Origin of the sequence: Vogesella sp. EB, from assembly GCF_001037925.1 — a bacterium.
Lineage (GTDB): Bacteria > Pseudomonadota > Gammaproteobacteria > Burkholderiales > Chromobacteriaceae > Vogesella > Vogesella indigofera.
The window spans coordinates 1-25710 of sequence record NZ_LFDT01000024.1; the positions used below are offsets into that span (position 1 = coordinate 1).

25 protein-coding genes are annotated in these 25710 nt (G+C 63.8%); 16 read left to right on the forward strand and 9 right to left on the reverse strand.

What is annotated here, in order from left to right:
• From ACG97_RS12800 to ACG97_RS12810, 3 genes are all read right to left on the reverse strand, one after another.
• The coding region (locus ACG97_RS12800) for a hypothetical protein (RefSeq protein ID WP_047967764.1) at nt 1-245 on the reverse strand (245 nt) is incomplete at its 3' end.
• 90 nt (nt 246-335) lie between these two features.
• A complete protein-coding gene (locus ACG97_RS12805; protein ID WP_047967765.1) occupies nt 336-1166 on the reverse strand; it encodes a flagellin in 831 nt (276 codons plus the stop codon).
• 107 nt (nt 1167-1273) lie between these two features.
• The gene (locus ACG97_RS12810; protein WP_047967766.1) at nt 1274-1489 is read right to left on the reverse strand and encodes a hypothetical protein; all 216 of its coding nucleotides are present in this window, start codon (nt 1487-1489) and stop codon (nt 1274-1276) included.
• 116 nt (nt 1490-1605) lie between these two features.
• Here ACG97_RS12810 and hmpA point away from each other — a divergent pair, with 116 nt between their 5' ends.
• From hmpA to ACG97_RS12840, 7 genes are all read left to right on the forward strand, one after another.
• A complete protein-coding gene (gene hmpA, locus ACG97_RS12815; protein WP_255348035.1) occupies nt 1606-2868 on the forward strand; it encodes an NO-inducible flavohemoprotein in 1263 nt (420 codons plus the stop codon).
• Nucleotides 2869-2920: 52 nt separating this feature from the next.
• Nucleotides 2921-3370: an Rrf2 family transcriptional regulator gene (locus ACG97_RS12820; RefSeq protein ID WP_047967768.1), complete on the forward strand. Its 450-nt coding sequence runs from the start codon at nt 2921-2923 to the stop codon at nt 3368-3370.
• 231 nt (nt 3371-3601) lie between these two features.
• Complete coding sequence (locus ACG97_RS12825) at nt 3602-3829, forward strand: DUF2798 domain-containing protein (protein WP_047967769.1); 228 nt, start codon at nt 3602-3604, stop codon at nt 3827-3829.
• A gap of 311 nt (nt 3830-4140) precedes the next feature.
• Nucleotides 4141-5562 carry a sodium:alanine symporter family protein gene (locus ACG97_RS12830; protein WP_047967770.1) on the forward strand — a complete coding sequence of 474 codons (1422 nt, stop codon included), beginning with the start codon at nt 4141-4143 and terminating at the stop codon, nt 5560-5562.
• Between the two features lie 314 nt (nt 5563-5876).
• Nucleotides 5877-6083, forward strand: coding sequence for a helix-turn-helix domain-containing protein (locus ACG97_RS17695; RefSeq protein WP_156168041.1), 207 nt, complete (start codon nt 5877-5879; stop codon nt 6081-6083).
• Nucleotides 6084-6264: 181 nt separating this feature from the next.
• Nucleotides 6265-7344, forward strand: coding sequence for a hypothetical protein (locus ACG97_RS17875; RefSeq protein WP_047967802.1), 1080 nt, complete (start codon nt 6265-6267; stop codon nt 7342-7344).
• Between the two features lie 78 nt (nt 7345-7422).
• On the forward strand, nt 7423-8115 hold the full coding sequence (locus ACG97_RS12840) for a hypothetical protein (RefSeq protein ID WP_156168042.1): 693 nt from the start codon (nt 7423-7425) through the stop codon (nt 8113-8115).
• Nucleotides 8116-8267: 152 nt separating this feature from the next.
• On the opposite strand, the gene hemN is transcribed toward ACG97_RS12840, so the two are convergent.
• On the reverse strand, nt 8268-9677 hold the full coding sequence (gene hemN / locus ACG97_RS12845) for an oxygen-independent coproporphyrinogen III oxidase (RefSeq protein ID WP_047967771.1): 1410 nt from the start codon (nt 9675-9677) through the stop codon (nt 8268-8270).
• A gap of 111 nt (nt 9678-9788) precedes the next feature.
• Here hemN and fnr point away from each other — a divergent pair, with 111 nt between their 5' ends.
• A complete protein-coding gene (gene fnr / locus ACG97_RS12850; protein ID WP_047967772.1) occupies nt 9789-10535 on the forward strand; it encodes a fumarate/nitrate reduction transcriptional regulator Fnr in 747 nt (248 codons plus the stop codon).
• Nucleotides 10536-10605: 70 nt separating this feature from the next.
• On the opposite strand, the gene ACG97_RS12855 is transcribed toward fnr, so the two are convergent.
• Genes ACG97_RS12855 through ACG97_RS12865 form a run of 3 tightly spaced genes read right to left on the reverse strand, consistent with a single transcriptional unit; the run spans nt 10606 to nt 16297 of the window.
• Entirely contained in the window at nt 10606-11988 is a 1383-nt protein-coding gene (locus tag ACG97_RS12855; RefSeq protein ID WP_053068173.1) for an efflux transporter outer membrane subunit, read from the reverse strand.
• Nucleotides 11978-15106 carry an efflux RND transporter permease subunit gene (locus tag ACG97_RS12860; protein WP_047967773.1) on the reverse strand — a complete coding sequence of 1043 codons (3129 nt, stop codon included), beginning with the start codon at nt 15104-15106 and terminating at the stop codon, nt 11978-11980. Before ACG97_RS12860 ends, ACG97_RS12855 begins: the two co-directional genes overlap by 11 nt.
• A 15-nt stretch (nt 15107-15121) precedes the next feature.
• Entirely contained in the window at nt 15122-16297 is a 1176-nt protein-coding gene (locus ACG97_RS12865) for an efflux RND transporter periplasmic adaptor subunit (RefSeq protein ID WP_238377334.1), read from the reverse strand.
• 242 nt (nt 16298-16539) lie between these two features.
• Between ACG97_RS12865 and ACG97_RS12870 the strand changes: the two genes are divergently transcribed.
• The 6 genes from ACG97_RS12870 (at nt 16540) to ACG97_RS12895 (ending at nt 22667) form a co-directional block, all read left to right on the forward strand.
• Nucleotides 16540-17211 (forward strand): TetR family transcriptional regulator, encoded by a 672-nt coding sequence (locus ACG97_RS12870; RefSeq protein WP_156168043.1) that lies wholly within the window; start codon nt 16540-16542, stop codon nt 17209-17211.
• Between the two features lie 39 nt (nt 17212-17250).
• On the forward strand, nt 17251-18153 hold the full coding sequence (locus tag ACG97_RS12875) for an ABC transporter ATP-binding protein (protein WP_047967775.1): 903 nt from the start codon (nt 17251-17253) through the stop codon (nt 18151-18153).
• Nucleotides 18153-18908 carry an ABC transporter permease gene (locus ACG97_RS12880; protein WP_047967776.1) on the forward strand — a complete coding sequence of 252 codons (756 nt, stop codon included), beginning with the start codon at nt 18153-18155 and terminating at the stop codon, nt 18906-18908. The genes ACG97_RS12875 and ACG97_RS12880 overlap by 1 nt, the downstream gene beginning before the upstream one ends.
• The gene (locus tag ACG97_RS12885; protein ID WP_238377335.1) at nt 18905-19204 is read left to right on the forward strand and encodes a BolA family protein; all 300 of its coding nucleotides are present in this window, start codon (nt 18905-18907) and stop codon (nt 19202-19204) included. Before ACG97_RS12880 ends, ACG97_RS12885 begins: the two co-directional genes overlap by 4 nt.
• Nucleotides 19205-19213: 9 nt before the next feature.
• On the forward strand, nt 19214-20473 hold the full coding sequence (gene murA, locus ACG97_RS12890) for a UDP-N-acetylglucosamine 1-carboxyvinyltransferase (protein ID WP_047967777.1): 1260 nt from the start codon (nt 19214-19216) through the stop codon (nt 20471-20473).
• Between the two features lie 211 nt (nt 20474-20684).
• Nucleotides 20685-22667, forward strand: coding sequence for a methyl-accepting chemotaxis protein (locus tag ACG97_RS12895; RefSeq protein ID WP_047967778.1), 1983 nt, complete (start codon nt 20685-20687; stop codon nt 22665-22667).
• 107 nt (nt 22668-22774) lie between these two features.
• Here the strand turns inward: ACG97_RS12895 and ACG97_RS12900 are convergent, their stop codons facing one another.
• Nucleotides 22775-23332 carry an adenine phosphoribosyltransferase gene (locus ACG97_RS12900; protein WP_047967779.1) on the reverse strand — a complete coding sequence of 186 codons (558 nt, stop codon included), beginning with the start codon at nt 23330-23332 and terminating at the stop codon, nt 22775-22777.
• A gap of 12 nt (nt 23333-23344) precedes the next feature.
• A complete protein-coding gene (locus ACG97_RS12905; RefSeq protein WP_047967780.1) occupies nt 23345-24640 on the reverse strand; it encodes an NCS2 family permease in 1296 nt (431 codons plus the stop codon).
• A gap of 164 nt (nt 24641-24804) precedes the next feature.
• On the opposite strand from ACG97_RS12905, the gene gmk reads away from it, so the two are divergent.
• Both gmk and rpoZ read left to right on the forward strand, forming a co-directional pair.
• Complete coding sequence (gmk, locus tag ACG97_RS12910; protein ID WP_047967781.1) at nt 24805-25431, forward strand: guanylate kinase; 627 nt, start codon at nt 24805-24807, stop codon at nt 25429-25431.
• A gap of 66 nt (nt 25432-25497) precedes the next feature.
• Nucleotides 25498-25704: a DNA-directed RNA polymerase subunit omega gene (gene rpoZ / locus ACG97_RS12915; protein ID WP_047967782.1), complete on the forward strand. Its 207-nt coding sequence runs from the start codon at nt 25498-25500 to the stop codon at nt 25702-25704.
• Nucleotides 25705-25710: the final 6 nt, after the last annotated feature.

Here is a 25710-nt window from a genome sequence, read left to right on the forward strand (position 1 = left end):
GGCCACGCACCCGGAACGGCAGCACGCTGCCCGGCACTGGTCGGCGGCAGGCTCGCCGGCCATTGCCGCAGCAGCCAGTGCAGCGCGTCGCCTTCCAGCTGCACGCTGCCGTCGGCCAGCAGCGCCGCCACGCGCAGCGTGAGGATGTCGCCCGGCTGCAGCTTGTGCTGCGACGTCGCCGTCGCCACCGGCTGCACCACGCCGGGCGCACTGGGCGCACCGACCGCCCGTATCGCTTCCGCCATCCTGCCCTCCCCCGGCGCCAGCGCGGCACCAATGACAACAGCCGCCTCGCGGCGGCTGCAGACTGATTAAAGGTACAACGGGTAAAACGCTTACTGCATCAGCGACATGGCCAGCTGACCGATGGAACCGGACTGCTTCAGCATCGAGGTGCCGGCCTGCATCAGCATCTGGCGCGAAGTCATGTTGGCGGTTTCGTTGGCGTAGTCGGTGTCCATGATGCGCGACTTGGCGATCTGGGTGTTGTTGTTGACGTTGGCCAGGTTGTTGCTGATGTGGTTCAGGCGGTTGGCGCCGGCACCGATGGAGGAACGAAGGGTGCCAACGGCGGCAACGGCGGTGTCAGCCAGTGCGATCACGGCGCTTGGGTCGGCAATCGACAGGTCGCCGGCGATCAGCGCGGTGTTGGCGGTACCGATGGCGGTCAGGTCGGCGGAGGCGTTGAAGGTGTAGGCTTCGGCCGCAGTGGCACCCACCTGGAACTTCATCGCCGCGGCCAGCTTGCCGCCGGTCAGCAGCGCTTCGCCACCGAACTTGGTGTTGGTCATGATGTTGGTGATTTCGGCGCCCAGCGCATCGAATTCAGCCTTCATGGCGGTCTTGTCGGCAGCGGTGGCGGTAGCGGTAGACGCTTCGGTGGCCAGGTCTTTCATACGCAGCATGATGTTGGACACTTCGGACAGCGCGCCGTCGGCAGTCTGCAACAGGCTGATACCGTTCTGCGCGTTCTTCATCGCCACGGTCATGCCACGGCTTTGCGCTTCCAGACGGGTCGCGATCTGCAGGCCGGCGGCATCGTCCTGCGACGAGTTGATGCGATAACCGGTACCCAGACGGGTCATCGAGGTCGTCAGCGAGTTCTGGCTGGTATTCAGGTTGCTTTTGGTGAACAGGGATGCGGCGTTGGTGTGAAGGCTCAGCATGATCTATCGCTCCGTATTGAGGAAGTTTGGAACAGCGCTTGTTGCGCCATCACCAGTACAAGACGGCAGCACGGTGTCGCGGCTTAAATGCGGCAGAGTGTGAAAAATCACATTGCATGGCGGCGGCCGTGACGGCAGGCCATCACCACCACCACCGACAGCTTGAACACCCCGGCCGACAGCGTCAGCAGCAGGTGGGCGGCGATGACCCAGCCCAGCGCCAGCGGCACGCTTTCCTGGTAGGCCAGATACAGGCAACCGCCGAACAGCAACAGGGCGGTGACGGCGGTGCGGCGGGCGGTGGTTTCGATGGTGTGCGACATGAGTGGCTCCGGGGCTGACACGAGAAAATTAAACATGTATTATTTGTACATGTTTCAAGCCAGCCTGTCCCGCCGCGTTCGCCACCGTCCATTCCCGGCCCGAACGTTGGCCGCGTATCGCCGCTGGCGCACAAAAACATGTATTTTTTACACAACAAAAGGAAAGCACGATGCTGGATCAGCACACCCGTCAACTGGTCAAGGCCACCGCCCCGATCCTGAAACAACACGGCGTCACCCTCACCCGCCATTTCTACGCGCGCATGTTCCAGCACAATCCGGAACTGAAGCAGATCTTCAACCAGGGCCACCAGCAGGCCGGCAGCCAGCAACAGGCGCTGGCGATGGCGGTGGCCGCCTACGCCGAGCACATCGACGACCCATCGGTACTGGCACCGGTGCTGACGCTGGTGGCCAACAAGCACGCCAGCCTCGGCATCCGGGCCGAGCACTATCCGATCGTCGGCGGCCACCTGCTGGCCTCGATCCGCGAAGTGCTGGGCGACGCCGCCAGCGACGAGCTGATCGCCGCCTGGGCCGCCGCCTACGGTCAGCTGGCCGACATCCTGATCGCCGAGGAAAGCAAGCTGTACCAGCAGGCGGCCACCCAGCGCGGCGGCTGGAGCGGCTGGCGCGCGTTCAAGGTTGGCCGCAAGGTGGCGGAGAGTGCGGAAATCACCTCCTTCTATCTGCAGCCGGCCGACGGCGGCGCGCTGCCGGACTACCTGCCGGGGCAGTATGTGTCGGTACGGCTGGCGGTGCCGGAACTGGGCATGATGCAGCCGCGGCAGTACAGCCTGTCGGCGGCACCCGGCGGCACGGCGCTGCGCATCTCGGTGAAGCGTGAGGGCGGCAGCGCCAGCACCCCGGCGGGCATGGTGTCCAATGTGCTGCATGATGCGATCGAGGCCGGCGCACTGCTGGACCTGGCGCCGCCGATGGGCGACTTCTTCCTGCATCAGGAACGCAGCACGCCGGTGGTGCTGATCAGCGGTGGCGTCGGCATCACCCCGCTGCTGGCGATGCTGGAGCAGCTGCTGCAGCAGGACAGCCCGCGCCAGATCCGCTTCCTGCACGCCTGCCGCGACGGCAGCGTGCACGCCTTCCGCCAGCACGTCGCCAATCTGGCGGCCGAGTATCCGCAGCTGCACAGCGCCATCTACTATGAAGCGCCGCGCGCCGAGGACCAGCCGGGCGTGCACTACCATCACGCCGGCCGCATCACACTGACGGCGGAGATGATCGTCGCCGACGCCGACTACTACCTGTGCGGCCCGCTGCCGTTCATGCAGGCGCAGCAGCGCTCGCTGCTGGCGCTGGGTGTCGATGCCGCACGCATTCATGCCGAGGCCTTCGGCACCGGTGGCACCGCGCTATAATCGCGCACAGCGGGCCGCAGCGGCGGCCCGCTTTTACCCGGATACTGCCTGCATGCAACTGACCCACTTCACCGACCTTGGCCTGCGCGTCCTGATGTACCTCACCGACGAGCCGCGCGCGACGCCGGTCACCATCGGCGAGATTGCCGAGCGCTTTGCCGTATCGCGCAACCATCTGGTCAAGGTGGTGCACTTCATGTCGCAGCAGGGCTGGCTGGTCACCACCCGCGGCAAGGGCGGCGGCCTCGCGCTGGCGCGTGCGGCCAACCTTTACCCGCTGGGGCAGGTGATCCGCCAGCTGGAAGGCATCACCGAGCTGATCGACTGCGCCGAGCCGCCATGCCAGCTGCGCGGCAGCTGCCAGCTGAAAGGGATGCTGGACGAGGCGCTGCAGGCCTTTTTCAGCGCGCTGGACCGCTACACGCTGGCCGATGCGGTACGCACGCCGACCAGCCAGGCGATCGCCATCCTGCACCGCATGTCGCCGCGCGCGCTGTCCTGAGCAGCACCTCAAGGTCTACGGCGACGGCTCGCCATGCGGCGCTACGGCCTTAAGCACGCGCCAGGCCTGCACCTTTACCCCGTGTCAACGCCGCTTCCGCCGTCGTTGTCGCCCTGTCGCGCGTGAGCGCACGATCTGGCAGCGCTTGCGGGCGCATGCCGCACCCCGGACATTGGTCAAGTCGCTTTACATTATATAAAATGCGCTACCCACCACCGTAGCGAGACCACCATGTCCCCTCCTTCCCGCAAACACACCCTGCTATTCGCGCTGCTGATGTCCTGCTACATGGCCTTCCTGATGTCGGGCATCCTCACCGCGGTCAACACCGGCCTCGACGCCGGCTTTGTCGGCCGCTGGCTGCGCGCCTGGCTGCTGGCGTGGAGCTGCGCCTTCCCGCTGGTGCTGATCGGGGCGCCGCGCCTGCGCCGCCTGCTGCTGCGCTACGTCGGCCCCTGACAGCGTTGCCACCCGGCGGCCGCCCGGCCGCCGTTCGTTTCGGTTCACTTTCAATCAAATCGAATCGAAACAACCGGAAACCCGCCGCAAAACAGGGTTTTTCCCGCCAAGAATCACCACAAACGAACACACCCCCGTCGCAATTTACGCTATCATGCCGCCCCTTCAGCGGCGATCACCGCTGAAAACCTGGCACCACAAGACCGCTGAAGCGGCAATTGACCATAACAACACCCTGAGCCCGTTGATGTTGCCGGCACCGCAACAAGTGCTGCCGGCGACGTTGCGCTCGACACGCATTAGGAGCACATATGGAATTACTTCACGGCTGGATCAATGCCGGCAATGACCTGATCTGGGGTCAGCTACTGATCTACCTGTTACTGGGCATCGGCCTGTTCTTCACCCTGCGCATGGGTTTCATGCAGATCCGCCTGCTGCCGCGCGGCGTGAAGGAAATGCTGGGTGGCCGCAACCACGTCGCCGGCAGTAACGACATCTCCTCGTTCCAGGCCTTCGCCACCGGCCTCGCCAGCCGCGTCGGTACCGGCAACGTCGCCGGCGTCGCCACCGCCATCGCGCTGGGCGGCCCCGGCGCCGTATTCTGGATGTGGATGACCGCGCTGCTGGGCATGGCCAGCGCCTTCGCCGAATCCAGCCTGGCGCAGCTGTTCAAGGTCAACCACCACGACAACACCTTCCGCGGCGGTCCGGCCTACTACATCCAGAAGGGCCTGAACATGCGCTGGCTGGGCATGGCGTTCTCGATCTCGCTGATCGTCGCCTTCGGCCTGGTGTTCAACGCGGTGCAGGCCAACTCCATCGTCGCCGCGACCGAAGGCGCGCTGGGCTGGGACAAGAACCTGGTCGCCATCGGCCTGGTGCTGCTGACCGCGCCGATCATCTTCGGCGGCATGCGCAAGGTCGGCCAGGTGGCGGAATGGATGGTGCCGGTGATGGCCGCGCTGTATCTGGGCATGACCGTGTACGTGATCATCACCCACGCCAGTGAAGTACCGGGCGTGCTGGCGCTGATCGTGAAGAGCGCCTTCGGCATGCAGCAGGCTGCCGGCGGCTTTGCCGGCTACGCCATCAGCCAGGCGATGATGCTGGGTATCAAGCGCGGCCTGTTCTCCAACGAGGCCGGCATGGGCTCGGCACCGAACGCCGCCGCCGCCGCCACCACCCGTCATCCGGCATCGCAGGGCCTGATCCAGATGTTCGGCGTGTTCATCGACACCATGATCGTGTGCACCTGCACCGCGCTGATCGTGCTGCTGTCCGGCGCCTTCGTGCCCGGCGCCGAGCTGAAAGGCGTACAACTGACCCAGGCGGCGATGAGCGCCACGCTGGGCAGCTGGGGCGGCACGCTGCTGGCAGTGATCATGTTCCTGTTCTGCTTCAGCACCATCATCGGCAACTACGCCTACGCCGAGGGCAACGTCGAGTTCATCAAGAACAACAAGACCGTGATCTTCCTGTTCCGTCTGGCCGTGCTGGGCATGGTGGTCTTCGGCTGCCTGGGCAGCTCGATGCTGGTCTGGGACATGGCCGACCTGGCGATGGGGGTGATGGCACTGATCAACCTGTTCGCCATCGTGATGCTGTCCAAGTACGTGTTCGTGCTGCTGAAGGACTACCAGCAACAGCTGAAGGCCGGCGTGAAGCAGCCGGTGTTCGACGTGAAGAAGTACCCGGAAATCGAAGCCAAGATCCACAAGGACGTGTGGTAAGCCTTGCGGCCAACCTTGTCCCGAGCAAGCCCGCCACCGGCGGGCTTTTTTTGCGCGCGGCCGCGGCGCACGATGGCAACGCAACCAAGACCAAGTCTGCCCTTGCCCCACCGCCAGCACCATCCATCCTAGGTGTCGGTCCTCGCCGAAGGCGATGACGCACCGCGGCCAATGTCGCCATGGCACAGGAATGGCAAGTGGCGACCATAGGTAGTTTTGCTGATAGAGGCCGGATAATGACTAATGTATGATTTCTTATGCCATGTTGAGGGCCGAGAAATATGTCTGAACAAACCGTAGCCGATGGACGAGTCATGCTTGATCCTGCCAAGCTCAAGAAGTTGAGACGTGACAAGTGTTTTAGCCAGGACGATCTGGCGGAACACGCCCGAATCAACCGCTGTCCCGTTTCTACTGCCTCGATCAAAAGGGCCGAACTGGGGACACCGGTACGTTACCGAACGGCAAAAAACCTAGCGCAGGCCCTGGGGGTCGAGGTCAGTCTATTATTCTCCGAATAATCTATTCGGCAAATACCAGATAATCATTATCTAAATTTTTACAGTATTTTCACGCATCATTCTGATGCCCAATTGATACCAACTTGACCCGCAACAGACCCATTTTTCTTTTTATGCAATGGTTATAGTGAGTTGGCTGATTCGTCAGCAACATCACATCTAACTGATTGGAGAATTGGAAATGGCTGAAAAGTACAATATCTACCTGGTCAACAAATCGGGCAGCACCCGTAACTTCTGGCTGTTCCTGCAGCCGCCCGAGCAGATGAAAGCCGACCCCGGCGTTTTCGCGAATTCGAGCGCATGCCTGAGCATTATCAACAATGCCCAAGGTTACAACCTGTTCACCGTGCCGGTGCAATATTCGGTTGCGGCAGGGGCCAGCAACGAGGCCGTTGGTCTCGACGTAGCCATTACTTCCAACGTGCCGATGCTTGCCACTCTGGGCAAGCAGTACGAGGCGGACTATGTCACCTGCCCACCGCGCCAGGGACCACAGCTCAAGGAAGTGGGTGCCGGCTCCAGCGGCCTCGTCGACATCGTCACCAACAACTTCAACAAACCCAGCAATGAAGATCATGGCTGGTTTGCCAACCAGAGCTTCGGCATTCAGACCGCAGCCGGCTATATCGGCATGACCTGGTCCCCGGACCCGGGCGTTACCCGCCACATCCAGCCCAAGTTCTCGTTCTACGTAAGCACCGGCGATTTCGACTACAACACCCTGGCGCAATGGACCGATGTGTCGACCAAGGCGGCCGAAATCACCCTGGACAAATTCAGCCAGTTCAACTGCACCGTGACGCTGACCGAAACCGGCGACTGGACCGTGACTCCCGGCAAGCCCGCCGTCAGCGTGGCTGACGACGTGGTGCATGCACTGGTGAACAGCCACCAGTCGCTCTGCAAGGCACACGAGAACCTGCTTGCCCTGACGCAATCCGCACCACTGCAGCAGCTGCAGCTGGAAGGCGATCCAACCTTCCTCGACTCCGTATCCAGCGTGGTGTGGCAAGACAATGCCGTGGACGGCGTGGTGCGATCCGACATGGCCAATACCTTCCTCAAGGGCCGGCTGTCGGTGGGCAGCGCGCTGATGGCCGGGTTCACCTTCTTCCTGCTTAGCGGCGTGCGCTTCAACATCAAGGGCTCGACGCAGCAGGGATCCTTCCAGTGCGAATTTGATTACGCCGGCGATCGCTCCGCCAAGGCCGTGCAGGACTTGTTCCAGCCCGGCGCACCACTGGAATTCCACAAGTAATCCGTTCATTACTTGACTCGGGACACAAGCGTTTACCGGTTAAACGTTTGTGTCCTGTTATTGAAAGCAATATCCCGCATGGAATCCGCTAACAATACAATTATCTTTCCTCCCATAAAAAGTTTTGGGGTATTACTGACGTCTACGCCAGATACAGCCATCACGATTACTTCCGTTAGTGACCTTAATATAAAACTTGGTTTGACTTTTTATGCCACCAGCTCTCCGATGACCGATTATATTCTCGCTGGAATTCAGTCTGTACATACCAAGGTAATTATCGATTTTAGCAATCAATTGCCACTATCCTGGGTTGCCTCGGTGCTGGCCGCGGGAGAAATCAGCCCGAATCAGCTTGCTTATCCATTCAGCGCCAATGCAGATCAATTCTCGATGCGGTTTAATAATGAAATTACCCTGACACACGACGAGAGTGGCTGGCGAATACCGCCCTATGACAATAAAGAATATCGCGTCTGTATTGGCTTGGGGATGGGGTTGGAAGAAATAGACTGGGGCTGTAGTGTAACGGTGGCCCCCAATAGCAGCGTGTTGCTGGAAGCCAGCGCCTATGAGGTGTTTCGCCTGGATATGGCAATGCCGATAGGTAGTCCGGTGACGCCCACGCCACCCAATGCCTGGCAGATTCCCCTTGGCAGCAAGGCGCTACTCTCGTTCTCAGCCTCGGGCATCGGAACGCTGACGTTCGGAACCGGCAACCAGGCACAACAAGCCAATCCAGAGCATGACCAACACGCCGCCAAGTCTTGAAAAACAAGCCAGGCGCACTTCCCTGCCCCCATCCGGCTCAAATGGATGACAGGCTCTAGCGCCCGCGCCGCCGCCGGCATCAACAAAAAGGTTGGCCGCATCGCTGCGGCCAACCTTGTGTGCCTGTCGTCCCGCCGCCCGTGCGGCGCGCGTCAGATGGTTTTCGAATAGCGCGCGCCGGTTTCGCGCTCGCGCAGGTGGCGGTCGAACGCCATCGCGATATTGCGGATCAGGAAGCGGCCCTTCGGCTCCACCATAAGGAAGTCGCCGTCGAAGTGCAGCAGGCCCATCTGCTGGAATTCGCGGATCTTCGGCAGCTCGTCGGCGAAGTAGTCGGCAAAATTGATGGCGAAGGTCTGCTCGATCGCCTCCACCGACAGCGAGAAGCGGCACATCAGCGCCTGGATCACGCTGCGGCGCAGGATGTCGTCCTGGGTCAGCGTCATACCGCGCATCACCGGCAGGTGGCCGGCGTCCAGCGCCGCGTAGTAGGCGTCGATGTCCTTTTCGTTCTGCGAGTAACAGGGGCCGACCTTGCCGATCGACGACACGCCGAAGCCGATCATGTCGCAATCGGCGTGGGTGGAGTAGCCCTGGAAGTTGCGCTGCAGGCGGCCCTGCTCCAGCGCGCGCGTCAGCTCGTCACCGGGCTTGGCGAAGTGGTCCATGCCGATGAACACGTAGCCGGCGTCGCTCAGCTGCTGTACCGAGTTCTGCAGGATGTCGAGCTTGGTGGCGCTGGACGGCAGATCGGCCTCGTTGATGCGGCGCTGCGGCTTGAACACGGTCGGCAGGTGCGCGTAGTTGTACAGCGCGATGCGGTCCGGCGACATCGCGATCACCTTGTTGACGGTGCTTTCCAGCGAGTGCGCGCTCTGCAGCGGCAGGCCGTAGATCAGGTCCACGCTCACCGACTTGAAGCCGGCCTCGCGCGCGGCGTCGATCACCAGCCGGGTTTCCGCCTCGCTCTGGATGCGGTTCACTGCCTGTTGCACCGCCGGATCGAAATCCTGGATGCCGACGCTCATGCGGTTGAAGCCGAGACGGCCCAGGTGCAGCACGGTGTCGCGGCCAACCTTGCGCGGGTCGATCTCGATCGAGAACTCGCCTTCCGGCAGCAGCTCGAAGTAGCGGTTGATGACGCCCATCACCCGGTCCAGCTGCGCATCGGAGAGGAAGGTCGGTGTGCCGCCGCCGAAATGCAGCTGGATCACCTTCTCGCGACAGCCGAGTTTTTCCGCCACCAGCGCGATTTCCTTTTCCAGGTAGTCGAGGTAGGCGTCGGCGCGGCTCTTGTCCTTGGTGATAATCTTGTTGCAGCCGCAGTAGTAGCAGATGGTGTTGCAGAACGGGATGTGTACGTACAGCGAAATGCCGCGATGGTTTGCCCCAATGGCGCGCTGCGCCAGGCAATGTTCATAATCATTCACCCCGAAACCGGCGTGAAAACGGTCGGCAGTCGGATAGGAGGTGTAACGCGGACCGGACCCTTCCAGTGTTTCGATCAGGGTCCGGTCGAAAACACATTGGGTCGGGATAAATGCAGAATGAGCAGCCATCATATATTTTGATTGGAAATCTGGTGGGGGACTGGTAAATTTGCGCAATTACGCCTTGATCTGCATTGACGCTCATCAAGCAAGCTCATCTGTCCCTGGAAATCGACTCTCGGTATGAACGATCTGTCCTCCCCCCTGCATTCGCTGAAAGTCACTTGTTCCAACTGCAGCCTGCGTGAATTGTGCCTGCCGGTGGGGCTAAACCGTGACGAGATGGCCCAGCTGGATGCCGTTATCCGTCAGAGCCGCCGTTTCAAGCGCGGTGAATACCTGTTCCGCAGCGGAGAAGGTTTCCGTTCTTTATACGCGGTGCGCACCGGCTATTTCAAGACCTGCGTTTCCAGCCAGGACGGCCGCGAACAGGTTACCGGTTTCCACATGTCCGGCGAGCTGATGGGGCTGGACGGCATTTCCTCCAACACCCACGGTTGCGACGCCATCGCGCTGGAGGACAGCGAGGTGTGCGAGCTGCCGTTCAGCCGCATGGAAAGCCTGGGACGCGACATCCCCAGCCTGCAACACCACTTCTTCCGCCTGATGAGCCGCGAAATCGTGCGCGACCAGTCGGTGATGCTGCTGCTGGGCAATATGAAGGCGGAAGAACGCCTCGCCGCCTTCCTGCTCAACCTGTCGCAGCGCCTGGCCAGCCGCGGCTTTGCCGCCAACGACTTCATCCTGCGCATGAGCCGCGAGGAAATCGGCAGCTTCCTCGGCCTGAAACTGGAAACCGTCAGCCGCACGCTGTCGAAATTCCAGCAGCAGGGCTGGATCCTGGTCGATCACAAGCACATCCAGCTGGTCCGCCCGGAAGAGCTGAAGGCCCTGGTGGCCGGCTGCTCGCAGGCCAACAGCGCCGGCTAAACCTGCCGCGTGACGCAATAAAAAAGCCCGGATCGACCGATCCGGGCTTTTTGCATCGTGCGTTGCGGGCTCAGCCGGCTTGCCAGCCGCCACCCAGTGCCGCGTACAGCGACACCACCGCCGACAGCCGCGCGAGGCGAGCGCTGGACAGCGCCTGCTCCACCTGGAACACGCCGCGTTCGGCGTCCAGCACGTCCAGATAGCTGGAGTAGCCGTTGTCGTAGCGCAACCGCGCCAGGCGCAGCGCCTCGCGCAGCGAGGCCAGCTGCTGCAGCTGCGCCTGTTCGGTGGCGCGCGTGGTGCTGACCGCCGACATCGCGTCCAGGGTATCGGCAAACGCCTGCTGCACCGTCTTCTCGTACACCGCCAGCGCCTGCTTCTGGCGCGCGTTGGCGGCATCGACACCGGCGGCGATACGGCCGGCGTTGAAGATCGGCGCGGTCAGGTTGGCCGCGAAGTTCCAGGTCTGCGCCGGGCCGCTGAACAGGTCGGTCAGCGCGGTGCTGGCGCTGCCGATACCGGCCGACAGGCTGATGCTCGGGAAGTAGGCGGCGCGGGCGACGCCGATGCGGGCGTTGGCCGCGATCAGGCTGGCTTCCGCCGCCGCCACGTCGGCACGGCGCAGCAGCAGGTCGGACGGCAGGCCGGACGGGATCTGCTCCGGCTCGGCCAGCGCCGACAAGGCCTTGCCGCGGCCAAGGTTGGCCGCAATGTCACGCGGCGAACGGCCCAACAGCACCGCCAGCGCGTGTTCGGTCTGCGTCACCGCCTGTGCCAGCTGCGGCACGGTGGCGCGCGCACTGGCGGCCTCGGCCTCGGCCTGGCGCAGCTCCAGCTCGGAGGTCATGCCGCCGTTGAAGCGTTTCTGGCGCAGCTGCAGCGATTGCTCGCGGCTTTGCAGCGTGGCGCGGGCGCTGGCGAGCTGGGCGTCGTAGCTGGCGAGCTGGAAGTAGCTCTTGGCCACCTGGCTGCCCAGCGACAGCCTGAGCGCGGCCAGCGAGCGCTCGCTGGCGCTGACGTCGGCTAGCGCCGCTTCGCGTTCGCGGCGCAGCTTGCCCCACAGGTCCAGCTCCCAGCTAGCGGTCAGCCCGGCCTGGCGGCTGTCGAGCAGCGCCCCGCCACCACTGCTGTAGCTCGAGGTCTGGCTGCGGCCGCTGCCGGCGCTGGCGCTGACCTGCGGCAGCAGGCCGGCTCGCGCCACACCGGCGGCGGCGGCGGCTTCTTCCACCCGCGCCGCGGCCTGCACCAGATCACGGTTGTAGCGCAGCGACTCGTCTATCATCGCGTCCAGCACCGGATCCTCGAAACTGCGCCACCAGTCGCTGGCGACCGGCGCCACGTTGGCCGCCGCCTGCGGCATGTCCAGCTGCGGACGCTGGTAGTCGGGGCCGACCGCGCACGCCGACAGCGCGGCGGCGACCAGGATTGGCAACAGCGCTTGCTTAAGCATCATGCTGTTCTCCTTGTGGTGCCGGCTTGCGCTGGCTCCACTGCATAATCAGTTTGAAAAACAGGGGGATGAACAGCGCCGCGATGAAGGTTGCGGCCAACATGCCCCCGATCACGCCGGTACCGATCGAGTGACGGCTGGCGGAGCCGGCGCCGCTGGAAATCGCCAGCGGCACGCAACCGAGGATGAAGGCCAGCGAGGTCATCACGATCGGGCGGAAACGCAGCTTGGCCGCCTCCACCGCCGCCTCGGTCAGCGAACGCCCTTCTTCCATCTTCAGCACCGCGAACTCGACGATCAGGATCGCGTTCTTGGCCGCGAGGCCGATCAGCGTCACCAGCGCCACCTGGAAATAGATGTCGTTCTCCAGCCCGCGCAGCCAGTTGGCCACCAGCGCGCCGAATACCGCGAACGGCACCGCGGTCAGCACCGCGATCGGCAGCGTCCAGCGCTCGTACTGGGCCGCCAGGATCAGGAACACCATCACCAGCGCGATCACGAATACCGTCGACGAGGCACCGCCGGTGGATTGCTCCTGGAAGGCGGAGCCGGTCCACGCCAGGGTGTAGCCGTCCGGCAGCGTTTCCTTCGCCAGCTGTTCCATCACCGCCAGCGCTTCGCCGGAGCTGTAGCCCGGTGCCGGGCCGCCGACCAGCTTGGCCGACGGGAAGGCGTTGTAGCGCTCGACGATTTCCGGACCGGTGGCCTGTTCCACCGTCACCAGGCTGGACAGCGGAATCATCTGCCCGTTCTGCGCCCGCACGAACACGGTACGCAGGTTGTCGACGCTCTTGCGGAACTCGGCCTCCGACTGCAGCTGCACGGTGAAGATGCGGCCGAACTTGTTGAAGTCGTTGACGTACAGCGCGCCGAAGGTGCTCTGCATGGTGTCGAACACGTCGTCGATCGGCACGCCCAGCGCCTTGGCCTTTTCACGGTCCAGCTGCACGTTGACCTGTGGCACGTTGGCAGAGAAGGTGCTCTGCACGCCGGCCAGTTCCGGCCGTTTCGCCGCCGCCATCATCAGCGCCTGCGCCTGGGCCGCCAGCTCGGCAGCCGAGGCACCGGCACGGTTCTGCACGTAGGCTTCGAAGCCGCCGGTGGAGGACATGCCGGAGATCGGTGGCGGGTTGAAGGCCAGGACCAGCCCTTCCTTGATGCCGGCCCCCTTCATGAACACGTCGCCGACCACCGCCTGCGCCGACATACCCGGCGCCTTGCGCTCGTCCCACGGCTTCAGGGTGATGAAGGTGACACCGGTGTTGGTGCGGTTGGAGCCGGACAGGATGTCAAAGCCGGCAAAGCTCATCACGTCCTTCACCGCCGGGTTCTTGGCGATTTCCACGTCCAGCTTGTCCATCGCGTCCACGGTGCGGTTGATCGCCGCGCCGTCGGGCAGGATGGTGGCGGAGATCACGTAGCCCTGGTCTTCTTCCGGCGCCAGCGACGACGGAATCAGCTTGAACAGCCATGCCGAGGCGCCGATCAGCAGCCCGAACAGCACCAGTGCCAGCACGGAACGCTTGATCAGGAAGGCCACGCCGCTGCTGTAGCGCTGGGTGATGCGGTCAAACAGGCGGTTGAAGCCGTCGAAGAAGGCGTTGCTGTGCTGATGCTCGGACTTCAGCATCGCCGCGCACAAGGCCGGGGTCAGCGTCAGCGCCACGATGCCGGAGATGGTCACCGACATCGCGATGGTGATGGCGAACTGCTTGTACATCTGGCCGGCAATACCGCCCATGAACGCCACCGGGATGAACACCGAGCACAACACCAGCACGATGGCGACCACCGGGCCGCTGACTTCCTTCATCGCCTGGATGGTGGCTTCGCGCGGCGGCTTGCCCTCTTTCATCATGATGCGTTCGACGTTCTCCAGCACCACGATGGCATCGTCGACCACGATACCGATCGCCAGCACCATGCCGAATAGCGTCAGGGTGTTGATGGAGTAGCCGAACATGTACATACCGGCAAAGGTACCGACGATGGACACCGGCACCGCCAGCCCCGGAATCAGCGTCGCGCGCCAGTTCTGCAGGAACAGGTACACCACGGCGAACACCAGCACCATCGCTTCCATCAGCGTGGTGATCACTTCCTGGATCGAAACCTCGACGAAGCGGGTGGTGTCGTAGGGGATGGAGTAGGACAGGCCGGCCGGGAATTTCGCCGCCAGCTCGTCCATCTTCGCCTGTACCGCCTTGGCGGTGTCCAGCTGGTTGGCGCCCGGCGCCAGGTTGATACCGATCGGGATGCTAGGACGGCCGTTGTGCTTGCCGTAGAAGTCGTAGCCCAGCGCACCCAGCTCCACCCGTGCCACGTCCTTCAGGCGCACCTTGGCCCCGTCGGCGGCCGCGCGCACGATGATGTTCTCGAACTCGCTGGCCTCGGTCAGGCGGCCCTTGGTGGTGATGGTGTAGGTGAAGTCCGGCTTGCCGGCGTTCGGTTCGGCGCTGATCTTGCCGGCGGCGAACTGCGCGTTCTGCTCGCGGATGGCGGTGGCCACGTCGCTGGGCGTCAGCTTCAGCTGCGCCAGACGGTCCGGCCGCAGCCACACCCGCATCGCGTAGTCCTTGCCGGCGAAGTTGGTGACCTGGCCAACGCCGGGGATGCGCTTGATCTCGTCAACCACGTTGAGCAGCGCGTAGTTGCTCATGAACAACGTGTCGTAGCGCTTGTCCGGGGAGTACAGCGAGATCACCTGCAGGAAGGTGGCCGCCTGCTTGCGCACGTTGACGCTCTGGCGGCGCACCTCTTCCGGCAGCGACGACAGCACCGACTGCACGCGGTTGTTGACGTTGATCGACGCCTGGTCCGGATTGGTGCCGATCTTGAAGGTGACGTTGATGGTCAGCCGGCCGTTACTGGCACTGCTGGACTGCATGTACAGCATGTCGTCGACGCCGTTGATCGCCTGTTCCAGCGGCGAGGCCACGGTATCGGCGATCACCTCGGCGGAGGCGCCGGGATAGGCGGTGGTCACCGCCACCGACGGCGGCACGATCTGCGGGTACTGTTCGATCGGCAGCGCGCGCATGCCGAAGAAACCGGCCAGCACGATCACGATCGACAGCACGCTGGCAAAGATCGGCCGGCGGATGAAGAAAGATGAAAACATGTGTTATTCCTCGCCTTAGCCTTGGGCTGCTGCCGGGGCGGCAACGTTGGCCGCAGCCGCCTGCGGCACCACCTTGGCACCCGGACGCAGCTTGATCAGGTTGTCGGTAATCACCAGGTCGCCGGCCTTCAGCCCGCTCTCGACGATGAAGCCGTTATTGGCGCTGTCGCTGATCTGCAGCGGACGGGCCTCGACGGTATTGTCCTTGCCGACTACCCACACCATCTTGCCCTGCTGCGAGGTCAGCACCGCCTTCTGCGGCACCACCAGCGCATTGAGGCGTACCGCGCCCTTCAGCTCGACGCGCACGAACTGGCCGGCACGCACGGTGCCTTCAGGATTGACGAAGCTGGCGCGCGCCGCCGAGGTGCCGGTGGTCGGATCGATGACGCGGTCGGCAAAGTTGATGCGGCCTTCACGGCCGTAGGTGCTGCCGTCCGGAAGTTTCAGCGACACGATGTAGCGGCCGCCTTCCGGCTGGCGCAGCTTGCCGCTGGCCGCCATTTGCTGGTTCTTCAGCACGTCGTTGTCGGACAGCGAGAACTTGACGTAGATCGGGTCCAGCTGCGAGATCTTGGTCAGCAGGCCAGCATCGCCCGGCTGCACCAGGCTGCCCTCGGAGCGCGCCTCGGCACTGGTCACGCCGGAGATCGGCGCGGTGACGCGGGTGTAGCCGAGATTGATCTGCGCCGACTTCATCGCGGCGCGGGCGGCGGCGACCGAGGCCTTGGCACTGGCCAGCGCGGCCACCGCGTCATCGCGGTCCTTCTGGCTGACGGCATTTTCCTTGAACAGCGGCAGCACGCGGTCGTGGTCCTGCTGCGCGCGGATCAGCTTGGCTTCTTCCAGCTTCAGCGTCGCCTCCGCCTGCTCCAGTGCCGCCTGGTACGGTGCGGCGTCGAGCTGGAACAGCACGTCACCGGCGCGCACGCTGGCACCCTCGGTGTAGGCACGCTTCTGCAGGATGCCGGAGACGCGGGCGCGCACTTCTACCTCGCGCGAACCGACCGCCTGGCCGACGTACTCGGTGACCACCGGCACATCGGCGGCGGCCATCTTCACCACGCTGACCGGCATCGGCGGCATCGCCCCGTGACCGGCAGCCTGCTCGCCCTGCTGCCCGCAAGCGGTCAGCATCACTGCCAGCGGCAACAGCGCCAGCGTCCATTTATGATTATTGAAAGAACTCACCAGAGATCTCCTTGATGTGTGCGTCGTACATTGGCAACAGCTGTCTGCGCGCTGCGTGCCGGTCAAAAAATGCCAACTGGCTATATAGCATGCAATCGTGCTGGACAGCCGCTTGCCAGGACGCGTTTCTGAATTCCGGTACAGACAATGCGACAAATTTGCGCCATAATACATACATTCGTGTATGTATGTAAACAAATCAACCAGCGCAGCGGTGGCTTTAACGCTATCCTTACGCCGCGTTGAATAACCCTTTCGAGAACATGGCACGCAAGACTAGAGAAGAAGCCGAGCAAACCCGTCACCTGCTGCTGGATACCGCCGAACAGGTATTCTGGGAAAAAGGTGTCGCCGCGACCTCGCTTGCCGACATCGCCGCCGCCGCCGGGCTGACCCGCGGCGCGATCTACTGGCACTTTTCCAACAAGCTCGACCTGTTCAACGCGCTGTGCGACCGCATCATTCCGGAGCTGGAAATTCTCGACGCGCGCCTGCTCGACAGCAGCATCAACCCGGCGACGCGGCTGTGGCTGCACGGTCATTCCATGTTCGCCCTGCTGCACGACAATCCGCGTATCCGCCGCATCTGCGGCATCCACCATCTCGGCTGCGAGCAGGTCGGCGAAATGGCGCCGTTGCTGCTGGAGCAGATCAGCTGGACCCAGGAAAAACAGGCCAAGCTGCAGCAGGTGCTGCACTGTGCGCAGGAGCAGCAATTGCTGCGTGCCGATGTCGATCCCAAGCTGGCCGCCATCGGCCTGCACAGCCTGTACGGCGGCCTGATCCACAGCTGGTTGCTGGCACAGGACGACCGCACCATTCACAATAATCTATCCGCGCTGTTAAGCCCTTATTTTGAAGGCATTTTCAAGGAGCGCTGCTGGCTGCAACCCCTGCCATGCGCTGCTGAATAGCGTTATACTCCGCGTCTTTACGCCTTCCGCCCTTCTGTCATGACTCACGCCATCAGCATCGATGCTGTCAGCAAACGCTTCGCGTCGCTGCAGGCACTGGATCACATCAGCTTCACTGTAGAACACGGCGAGTTCTTCGCCCTGCTCGGCCCCAACGGCGCCGGCAAGACCACGCTGATTTCCGCCATGGCCGGCCTGTCGCGCGCCGACAGCGGCCAGATCCGCATCATGGGTCACGACACCGTGGCGCAGGCGCGTGACGCACGCATGAAACTGGGGGTGGTGCCACAGGAACTGGTGTTCGATCCGTTCTTCACCGTGCGCGAGACGCTGACCTTCCAGTCCGGCTATTTCGGCATCCGCCACAACGATGCCTGGATCGACGAACTGCTGCACAAGCTGGGGCTGACCGACAAGGCCAACGTCAACATGCGCGCGCTGTCCGGCGGCATGAAACGGCGGGTGATGGTGGCGCAGGCGCTGGTGCACCGCCCGCCGGTGATCGTGCTGGATGAACCAACCGCCGGCGTCGACGTCGAACTGCGCCAGAGCCTGTGGGCGTTCGTGAAGGAACTCAACGCCGCCGGCCACACCATCGTGCTGACCACCCACTATCTGGAAGAAGCCGAAGCGCTGTGCAGCCGCATCGCGATGATGAAAAAAGGCCGGCTGATCGCGCTGGAAAACAAGGACACCCTGCTGTCGCGCAGCGCGGCGCGCGAAGTGTCGCTGCAGCTGTCTGGGCCGTTGCCGGCCAGCCTGCAGCCGCTGAGCCTGCGTCAACAGGACGGCCGCCACATCCTGGCGCTGCCGGACATTGCCAAACTGGAGCAGGTATTGAGCGAACTGAGGTTGGCCGCAGTGGAAGTACGCGAATTGTCGGTGCACGAAACCGATCTGGAGCAGGTCTTCGTCAAGCTGATGCACGGAGGACAACTCTGATGTACGGCTTTCTGACCCTGTTCAAGAAGGAAATCCTGCGCTTCTGGAAGGTCGGCTTCCAGACGGTGATGGCGCCGGTGCTGACCGCGCTGCTGTACCAGATGATCTTCTCGCACGTGCTGTCGCAGCATGTCGAGGCCTATCCCGGCGTCAGCTACACCGCGTTCCTGATCCCTGGCCTGGCGATGATGTCGATGGCGCAGAATGCGTTCGCCAACAGCTCGTCCAGCCTGATCCAGTCCAAGATCACCGGCAACATCGTGTTCCTGCTGCTGCCGCCGATCAGCTCGCCGGCGTTCTTCGGCGCCTACCTGCTGGCGTCTGTCGTGCGCGGGCTGGTGGTCGGCTGCGGCGTGCTGCTGGTCACTGCTTGGTTCGGCCTCAGCCTGCCGGCGCAGCCGCTGTGGCTGCTGGCCTTTGCCGTGCTCGGCTGCGGCGTGCTCGGCGCGCTGGGTATCATGGCCGGCATCTGGGCCGACAAGTTCGACCAGCTGGCCGCGTTCCAGAATTTCCTGATCATGCCGCTGACGTTCTTGTCCGGCGTGTTCTACTCTATCAACAGCCTGCCGCCGCTATGGCGCAGCGTCTCCCACCTCAACCCGGTGTTCTACATGATCGACGGCTTCCGCTACGGTTTCTTCGGCCAGGCCGACGTCTCGCCGTGGCTGTCGCTGGCGGTGGTCGGCGGCTGCTTCGTCGCGCTGTCGCTGTGGGTGATGCGGCTGATCGCCAGCGGCTACAAGCTTCGCCATTGAGCAGCGGCACCTTGCGTGCCGCGCCATTACAACAAAAGACAGGAACCATGATGGTAAGTGCAGACTATATCAAGGAAGTCATTCTCGCCGGACTTCCCTGTGACTACATTGACGTGCAGGGCGATGACGGCACCCACTTCAACGCCGTGATCGTCAGCGCGGAATTCTCCGGCCGCAATCGCGTCCAGCGCCACCAGTTGGTGTACCAGGCCCTCGGCGACCGCATGCGCGCCGAGATTCATGCATTGGGAATGAAGACACTCAGCCCGGAAGAATGGGCGCAGCAACAAGGCTAAATCACGAAAATGGAAAAACTGGTCATTCAAGGCGGCAACGGCCCGCTCAACGGTGAAATCCGTGTTTCCGGCGCCAAGAACGCCGCCCTGCCGATCCTGTGCGCCGGCCTGTTGACCGCCGACACGCTGAAGCTCACCAATGTGCCGATGCTGCGCGACGTGGCCACCACGCAAAAGCTGCTGCAGGGCATGGGCGTACGCGTGATGACCGACAACGTGCACGAGTTCGAGATCACCGCCGCCAGCCTCGACACCCTGGTAGCACCGTACGATCTGGTGAAAACCATGCGTGCGTCCATCCTGGTGCTGGGCCCGACGCTGGCCCGCTTCGGCGAGGCCACCGTGTCGCTGCCAGGCGGCTGCGCCATCGGCTCGCGCCCGGTGGAACAGCACATCAAGGGCATGGTTGCCATGGGCGCCGAGATCTCCATCGAGCACGGCTACGTCAAGGCGCGCGCCAAGAAACTGCGCGGCGCCCACATCGTGATGGACATGGTCACCGTCGGCGGCACCGAAAACCTGATGATGGCGGCGGTGCTGGCCGAAGGCACCACCATCCTGGAAAACGCCGCGCGCGAGCCGGAAGTGGTCGACCTTGCCCACTGCCTGGTGGCGATGGGTGCCAAGATCCAGGGCATCGGCAGCGACAAGCTGGTCATCGAAGGCGTCGAGCGCCTGCATGGCGCCGAACACGCGATCATGCCGGACCGCATCGAGGCCGGCACCTTCCTCGTCGCCGGCGCCATGACCCAGGGCCACGTGGTGCTGCGCAATGCCGCACCGCGCAGCATGGACGTCATCCTCGACAAGCTGACCGAAACCGGCGCCGTGATCGAGTGCGGCGACGACTGGATCTCGCTGGACATGAAGCGCCGTCCGAAAGCGGTCAACGTGCGCACCCTGCCGCATCCGGCGTTCCCGACCGACATGCAGGCGCAGATGATGACGCTGAACACCATCGCCGAAGGTGCGGCGGTGATGACCGAGACCATCTTCGAAAACCGCTTCATGCACGTGCCGGAGCTGAACCGCATGGGCGCCAACATCGAGGTGGAAGGCAACACCGCCATCGTCAAGGGTGTGGAGAAGCTGTCCGGCGCCACGGTCATGGCCACCGACCTGCGCGCCTCCGCCAGCCTGGTGATCGCCGGCCTCGCCGCCGAGGGCGAAACCATCGTCGACCGCATCTACCATCTTGATCGCGGCTACGAGCACATCGAAGCCAAGCTCAATGCCGTCGGTGCCAACATCACCCGCGTCGCGAGCTAAATATTAAACATCGATATCACCGCCGTGGCTGCAATCGCAGCCACGGCGGTTTTTTATGGCTATTAATGTTTAACAAAACTGTTGCACAAACGTCATTTATCGCACGTTAATTTAAAATATTAAACACCCATCGCTTTATCTTCCGCCTTGCCGCCGCCTATCATCAGCCGACCCGCACCACCACAACCACGCTGCAGCGACAAGGAAGATCATGTTCGACACCATCAAGGCCAAGTTGCTGGTCGGCACCGGCCTGCTCGTTCTCGGCGGCTTCAGCCTGATCATCGGCGTCAACGCCCGCCTCTCCGCGCAACAGGCAGAGCAGCACGTGCTGGCCGCCACCCGCCTGCTGGCCGCCAACGAGGCCGCCAAGCTCAACCAGCGCCTGGAAGGCGCCTACACCACCACCAAGGACCTCGCCGCCTACGCACTGGTGCTCAAGCGCGGTGCGCCGGCCAATGCCCGCCCCCTTGCCGGCGCCCACACCCGCCTGCTGATGCAGACCAACCCGCAGGCCATCGGCGTATTCCTCGGCTGGGAGCCGAACGCGCTGGACGGCCGCGACAGCGAGCTGGCCGGGCAGCCGGAAAACGGCGCCAGCGGCCGCGCCGGCAGCTACTGGTTCCGCAAGGGCGGTCAGGAGGACGTGGTATGGGGTTCGGAGGACACCGACGGCAGCGAGTACTACGACGGCCCGAAACACAGCCTGCAGCCGGTGCTGACCGAGCCGTACGAGGACCACGACATCAAGGTGCTGATGGCGACACTGTCCTACCCCATCCTCGATAACGGCCGCTTTCTCGGCGTCGCCGGCATCGACTTCGGCCTGGCACAGCTGCAGGCGGTCGCCGCCGCGATCAGGCCCTACGGCAGCGGCTTCATGACCATCTACTCCAGCAAGGGCATGGTGCTCGGCGCTGGCGACAAGGCGCTGGTCGGCAAGGCGGACCCGGGGCTGCCGGCGGCGGCGCGGCGCGCGATCCGCAGCGGCGCCAGCCTGCAGTACGTCGACGACGCGCAGGTGCTGCACTACATCGAGCCGATGCGCGTCGGCAACATCCGCAACGCGTGGGCGGTGCGCATCTCGATTCCGCTGGAGCGTGCGCTGGCCGACAGCCGTGCCGCCACCCGCGACACCATCCTGTTCAGCCTCGGCGCACTGCTGCTGATCCTGCTGGTGCTCGGCGCGCTGCTGCGGCGGCTGACCACCCCGCTGACACGGCTGCAGCAGGCGCTGAGCGCGCTGGCCACTGGTGACGGCGACCTCACCCGCGAGCTGGCGATCCGCGGCCGCGACGAGATCGGCGCCTCCGCCGGCGCCTTCAACCGTTTCAGCCAGTCGCTGCGGCAGATGCTGCTGGAAGTGCGTGAACGGGTCGGCGCCGTGCACCACGCCACCCAGGCACTGGCCGGCGAAACCGGCGACATCAGCACCCGCTCGCAGCAGCAGGCGGTGGCCGCCACCGCCACGGCCGCCGCCATCGAGCAGCTGTCGGTCAGCATCAGCCACATCGCCGACTCCGCCCGCGTCGCCGAAGGCAGCGTGCGCGAGGCCGGCCAGGAGGCGGAACAGGTCGCCGACAGCGTGCATGCTACCGCCAGCGGGATCTCGCGCATCGCCGACACCATCCGCCAGCTCAGCAGCGTGCTGGCCGGGCTGGAGCAGCGCTCCGGCCAGATCAGCCACGTGGTGCAGGTGATCAGGGACATCGCCGAGCAGACCAACCTGCTGGCGCTGAATGCGGCGATCGAGGCCGCCCGCGCCGGCGAGCAGGGGCGCGGCTTTGCCGTGGTTGCCGACGAGGTGCGCAAGCTGGCCGAGCGCAGCGCCGGCGCCACCGTGGAAATCGCCGCCAGCATCCGCCAGGTGCAGGACGAGACCCGCAACGCCAACGACAGCATGAACGCCGCCATCCGCCAGGTGGAAACCGGGGTGCAGCAGGCGGAACGCGCCGCCGCTGCCATCTCCGGCATCCACCACCACAATCAGCAGGTGATGCGCACCGTGGCCGGCATCGCCAGCGCCACCGCCCAGCAGTCCAGCGCCAGCCACGACATCGCGCGCAATGTGGCGCAGATCCACGACATGATCGACGGCACCGACCAGTCGGTGCTGCACGCCACCCGCGCCACCGGGCAGCTGCGCCAGCTGGCGGACGAGCTGCAGCAGCGCATCGAGCGCTTCAAGCTGTAATCGCACGCCAAGGTTGGCCGCAAGCCGTTGCGGCCAACCTTGGGCATAAAAAAACCGGCAGTCCCCCGCGAGGGACTGCCGGTTGTCGGCCCAGGCCGCAACGGCGCTCAGTGGCCGTCGAACGAGCACACCGTGAACAGCGGGATGTTCAGCTCGCGCATCAGCTCGCCGCCGCCCAGCTCCGGCAGCTCGATGATGCCGGCGGTCTCGACCACTTCCGCGCCGAGGCGCTGCAGCAGCTTGTAGCCGGCCATCATGGTGCCGCCGGTGGCGATCAGGTCGTCGATCAGCACCACGCGGTCGCCCGGCTTCACCGCGTCGGTATGCATCTCCACCGTGGCGTTGCCGTACTCCAGCTCGTACTCCTCGGCCACGGTGGTGAACGGCAGCTTGCCCTTCTTGCGGATCGGCACGAAGCCGACATTCAGCTCGTAGGCCAGCACCGAGCCGATGATGAAGCCGCGCGCGTCCAGCCCGGCCACCATGTCGATGCGCTCACCCATGTAGCGGTGCACGAAGATGTCGATCAGCATGCGGAAGGTTTTCGGGTTCTGCAGCAACGGCGTGATGTCGCGGAACATCACCCCTTCGCTCGGCCAGTTCGGTACGGTGCGGATCCAGCCCTTCAGGTAGCGGGAGTAATCCAGGTTGCTCAGGTTTTCCATCAATTCAAGGCCTTAGTGGAAGAATGCCAGTTTCACGACCCACAGTCCGGCAATCACCAGCACCGCCGGCTTCAGGTCGGCAAAGCGGCCGGCCAGGATCTTGATCACGGCGTAGCTGATGAAGCCGAAGGCGATGCCGTCGGCAATGGAGAAGGTGAACGGCATCGCCACCGCGGTCATCACCGCCGGCGCCGATTCGGTCAGGTCGTCCCAGTCGATCTCGGCCAGGCCGCGCGTCATCAATACCGCGACGTAGCACAGCGCCGGCGCGGTGGCGTAGGCCGGCACCGTCTTCGCCAGTGGCGAAATCCACAGGCAGGCGAGGAACAGGATCGCCACCACCAGCGCGGTGAGGCCGGTACGGCCGCCGACGGCGGTGCCGGCTGCAGATTCAATATAGGCGGTGGTCGACGAGGTGCCCATCGCCGCGCCGGCGGTAATGGCGATCGAGTCGGCCATCAGCGCGCGCTTCAGCCGCGGCAGCTTGCCATCCTTGTCCAGCAGGCCGGCACGGTGCGACACGCCGACCAGGGTGCCGGTGGTATCGAACAGATCGACAAAGAAGAACACGAAGATCACGCCCAGCAGGCCGGCGGACAGCGCGCCCTCCAGATCCATCTGCATGAAGGTCGGCGCCATGCTCGGCACCGGCGCGAACAGGCCTTCGAAATTGGACAGCCCCAGTGTCACCGACAGCACCGTCACCGCCAGGATGCCGATGATGATGGAGCCTGGCACGCGGCGGTATTCCAGCGCCACGATGATGAAGAAGCCGAGGATGGCGAGCAGCACTTTCGGGTCGTGCAGGTTGCCCAGCGTCACCAGCGTGGCCGGATGATCGGCCACCACGCCGGCATTCTTCAGCGCAATGATGGCGAGGAACAGGCCGACCCCGGCGGAGATGGCGAACTTCAGCGACTGCGGAATGGCGTTGACGATCGCCTCACGCACCTTGAACAGGCTCACCGCCAGGAACACGATGCCGGAGATGAACACCGCGCCCAGCGCCGCCTGCCACGGCACGCCCATGCCCTGCACCACGGTGAAGGTGAAGTAGGCATTCAGGCCCATGCCCGGCGCCAGCGCGATCGGGTAGTTGGCGACCAGCGCCATGATGCCGGTGCCCAGCGCCGCCGCAAGGCAGGTGGCCACGAAGACGGCATTGAAATCCATGCCGGTGAGCGACAAAATCGCCGGGTTGACGATGACGATGTAGGCCATGGTCAGGAAGGTGGTAAAGCCGGCGATGACCTCCGTTCTCACGTCGGTGCCGTGCTCTTTCAGCTTGAAAAAGCTTTCCAGCAGCATCTTGTTCTCCCTCAAATTACGCAGATAAGTTTCTGACAAAACGCGCGATTTTAACTGAAACGGTTGTTTCACGCTCGGCGAGATACACGGCTGCGCGGCACTTAACCAACAATGGCCCTTGTGGTATCCTGAAATATTATTTCCGATCGTTGGCAGGAAGCCCCATGTCGCAAACAAACGGCACGATTTTCATCGTGGTCGCCCCGTCCGGAGCCGGCAAAACCTCGCTGGTCAGCGCGCTGCTGCAAGCTGAACCCAGTGTCGAACTCTCCGTGTCCTATACCACCCGCGCCCCGCGCCAGGGTGAAGAAAACGGCAAGCACTACCACTTTAGCGATCGCGCCACGTTCGAAAACATGATCGCAACCGGTGATTTCCTCGAGTACGCCGAGGTCTACGGCAACTACTACGGCACCAGCAAGCGCTGGCTGCGCGAAAGGTTGGCCGCAGGCCGCGACATCCTGCTGGAGATCGACTGGCAGGGCGCGCGCCAGGTGCGCGAGGTGTTCCCGGACGCGGTGTCGGTATTCATCCTGCCGCCGTCGATCGCGGTACTGGAAGCCCGCCTGCGCGGCCGCGCCACCGACAGCGAGGAGGTCATCGCCCGCCGCCTGTCCGAAGCGCGTGCCGAGATCGACCAGGTCGCCGAGTACGACTACCTGATCGTCAACGATGATTTCGAACAGGCACGCCTCGACCTGATCAGCGTCATTCGCAGCCAGCGCTTGCGCGGCGAGCGGCAATGCCGTCACCATCAGGCAGCGATTGCCGCGATGCAGACGCCGGCCTGATACTTGCAGATCCGCTGCCACAACCCCATTATTTTTTGCACCACCTCACCAGGGAGACACCCATTCATGGCCCGCATTACTGTTGACGACTGCCTGGACCGTATCCAGAACCGCTTTGACCTGACCCTGGCCGCATCCTACCGCGCCCGCCAGGTTGCCTCCGGCGCCACCACCTTCGTGGAACAGGGCCGCAACAAGCCGACCGTGGTCGCGCTGCGCGAAATCGCCGCCGGCCACATCGGCCGCGAGATCCTGACCCGCAACAAGTCGTAAGCCGCA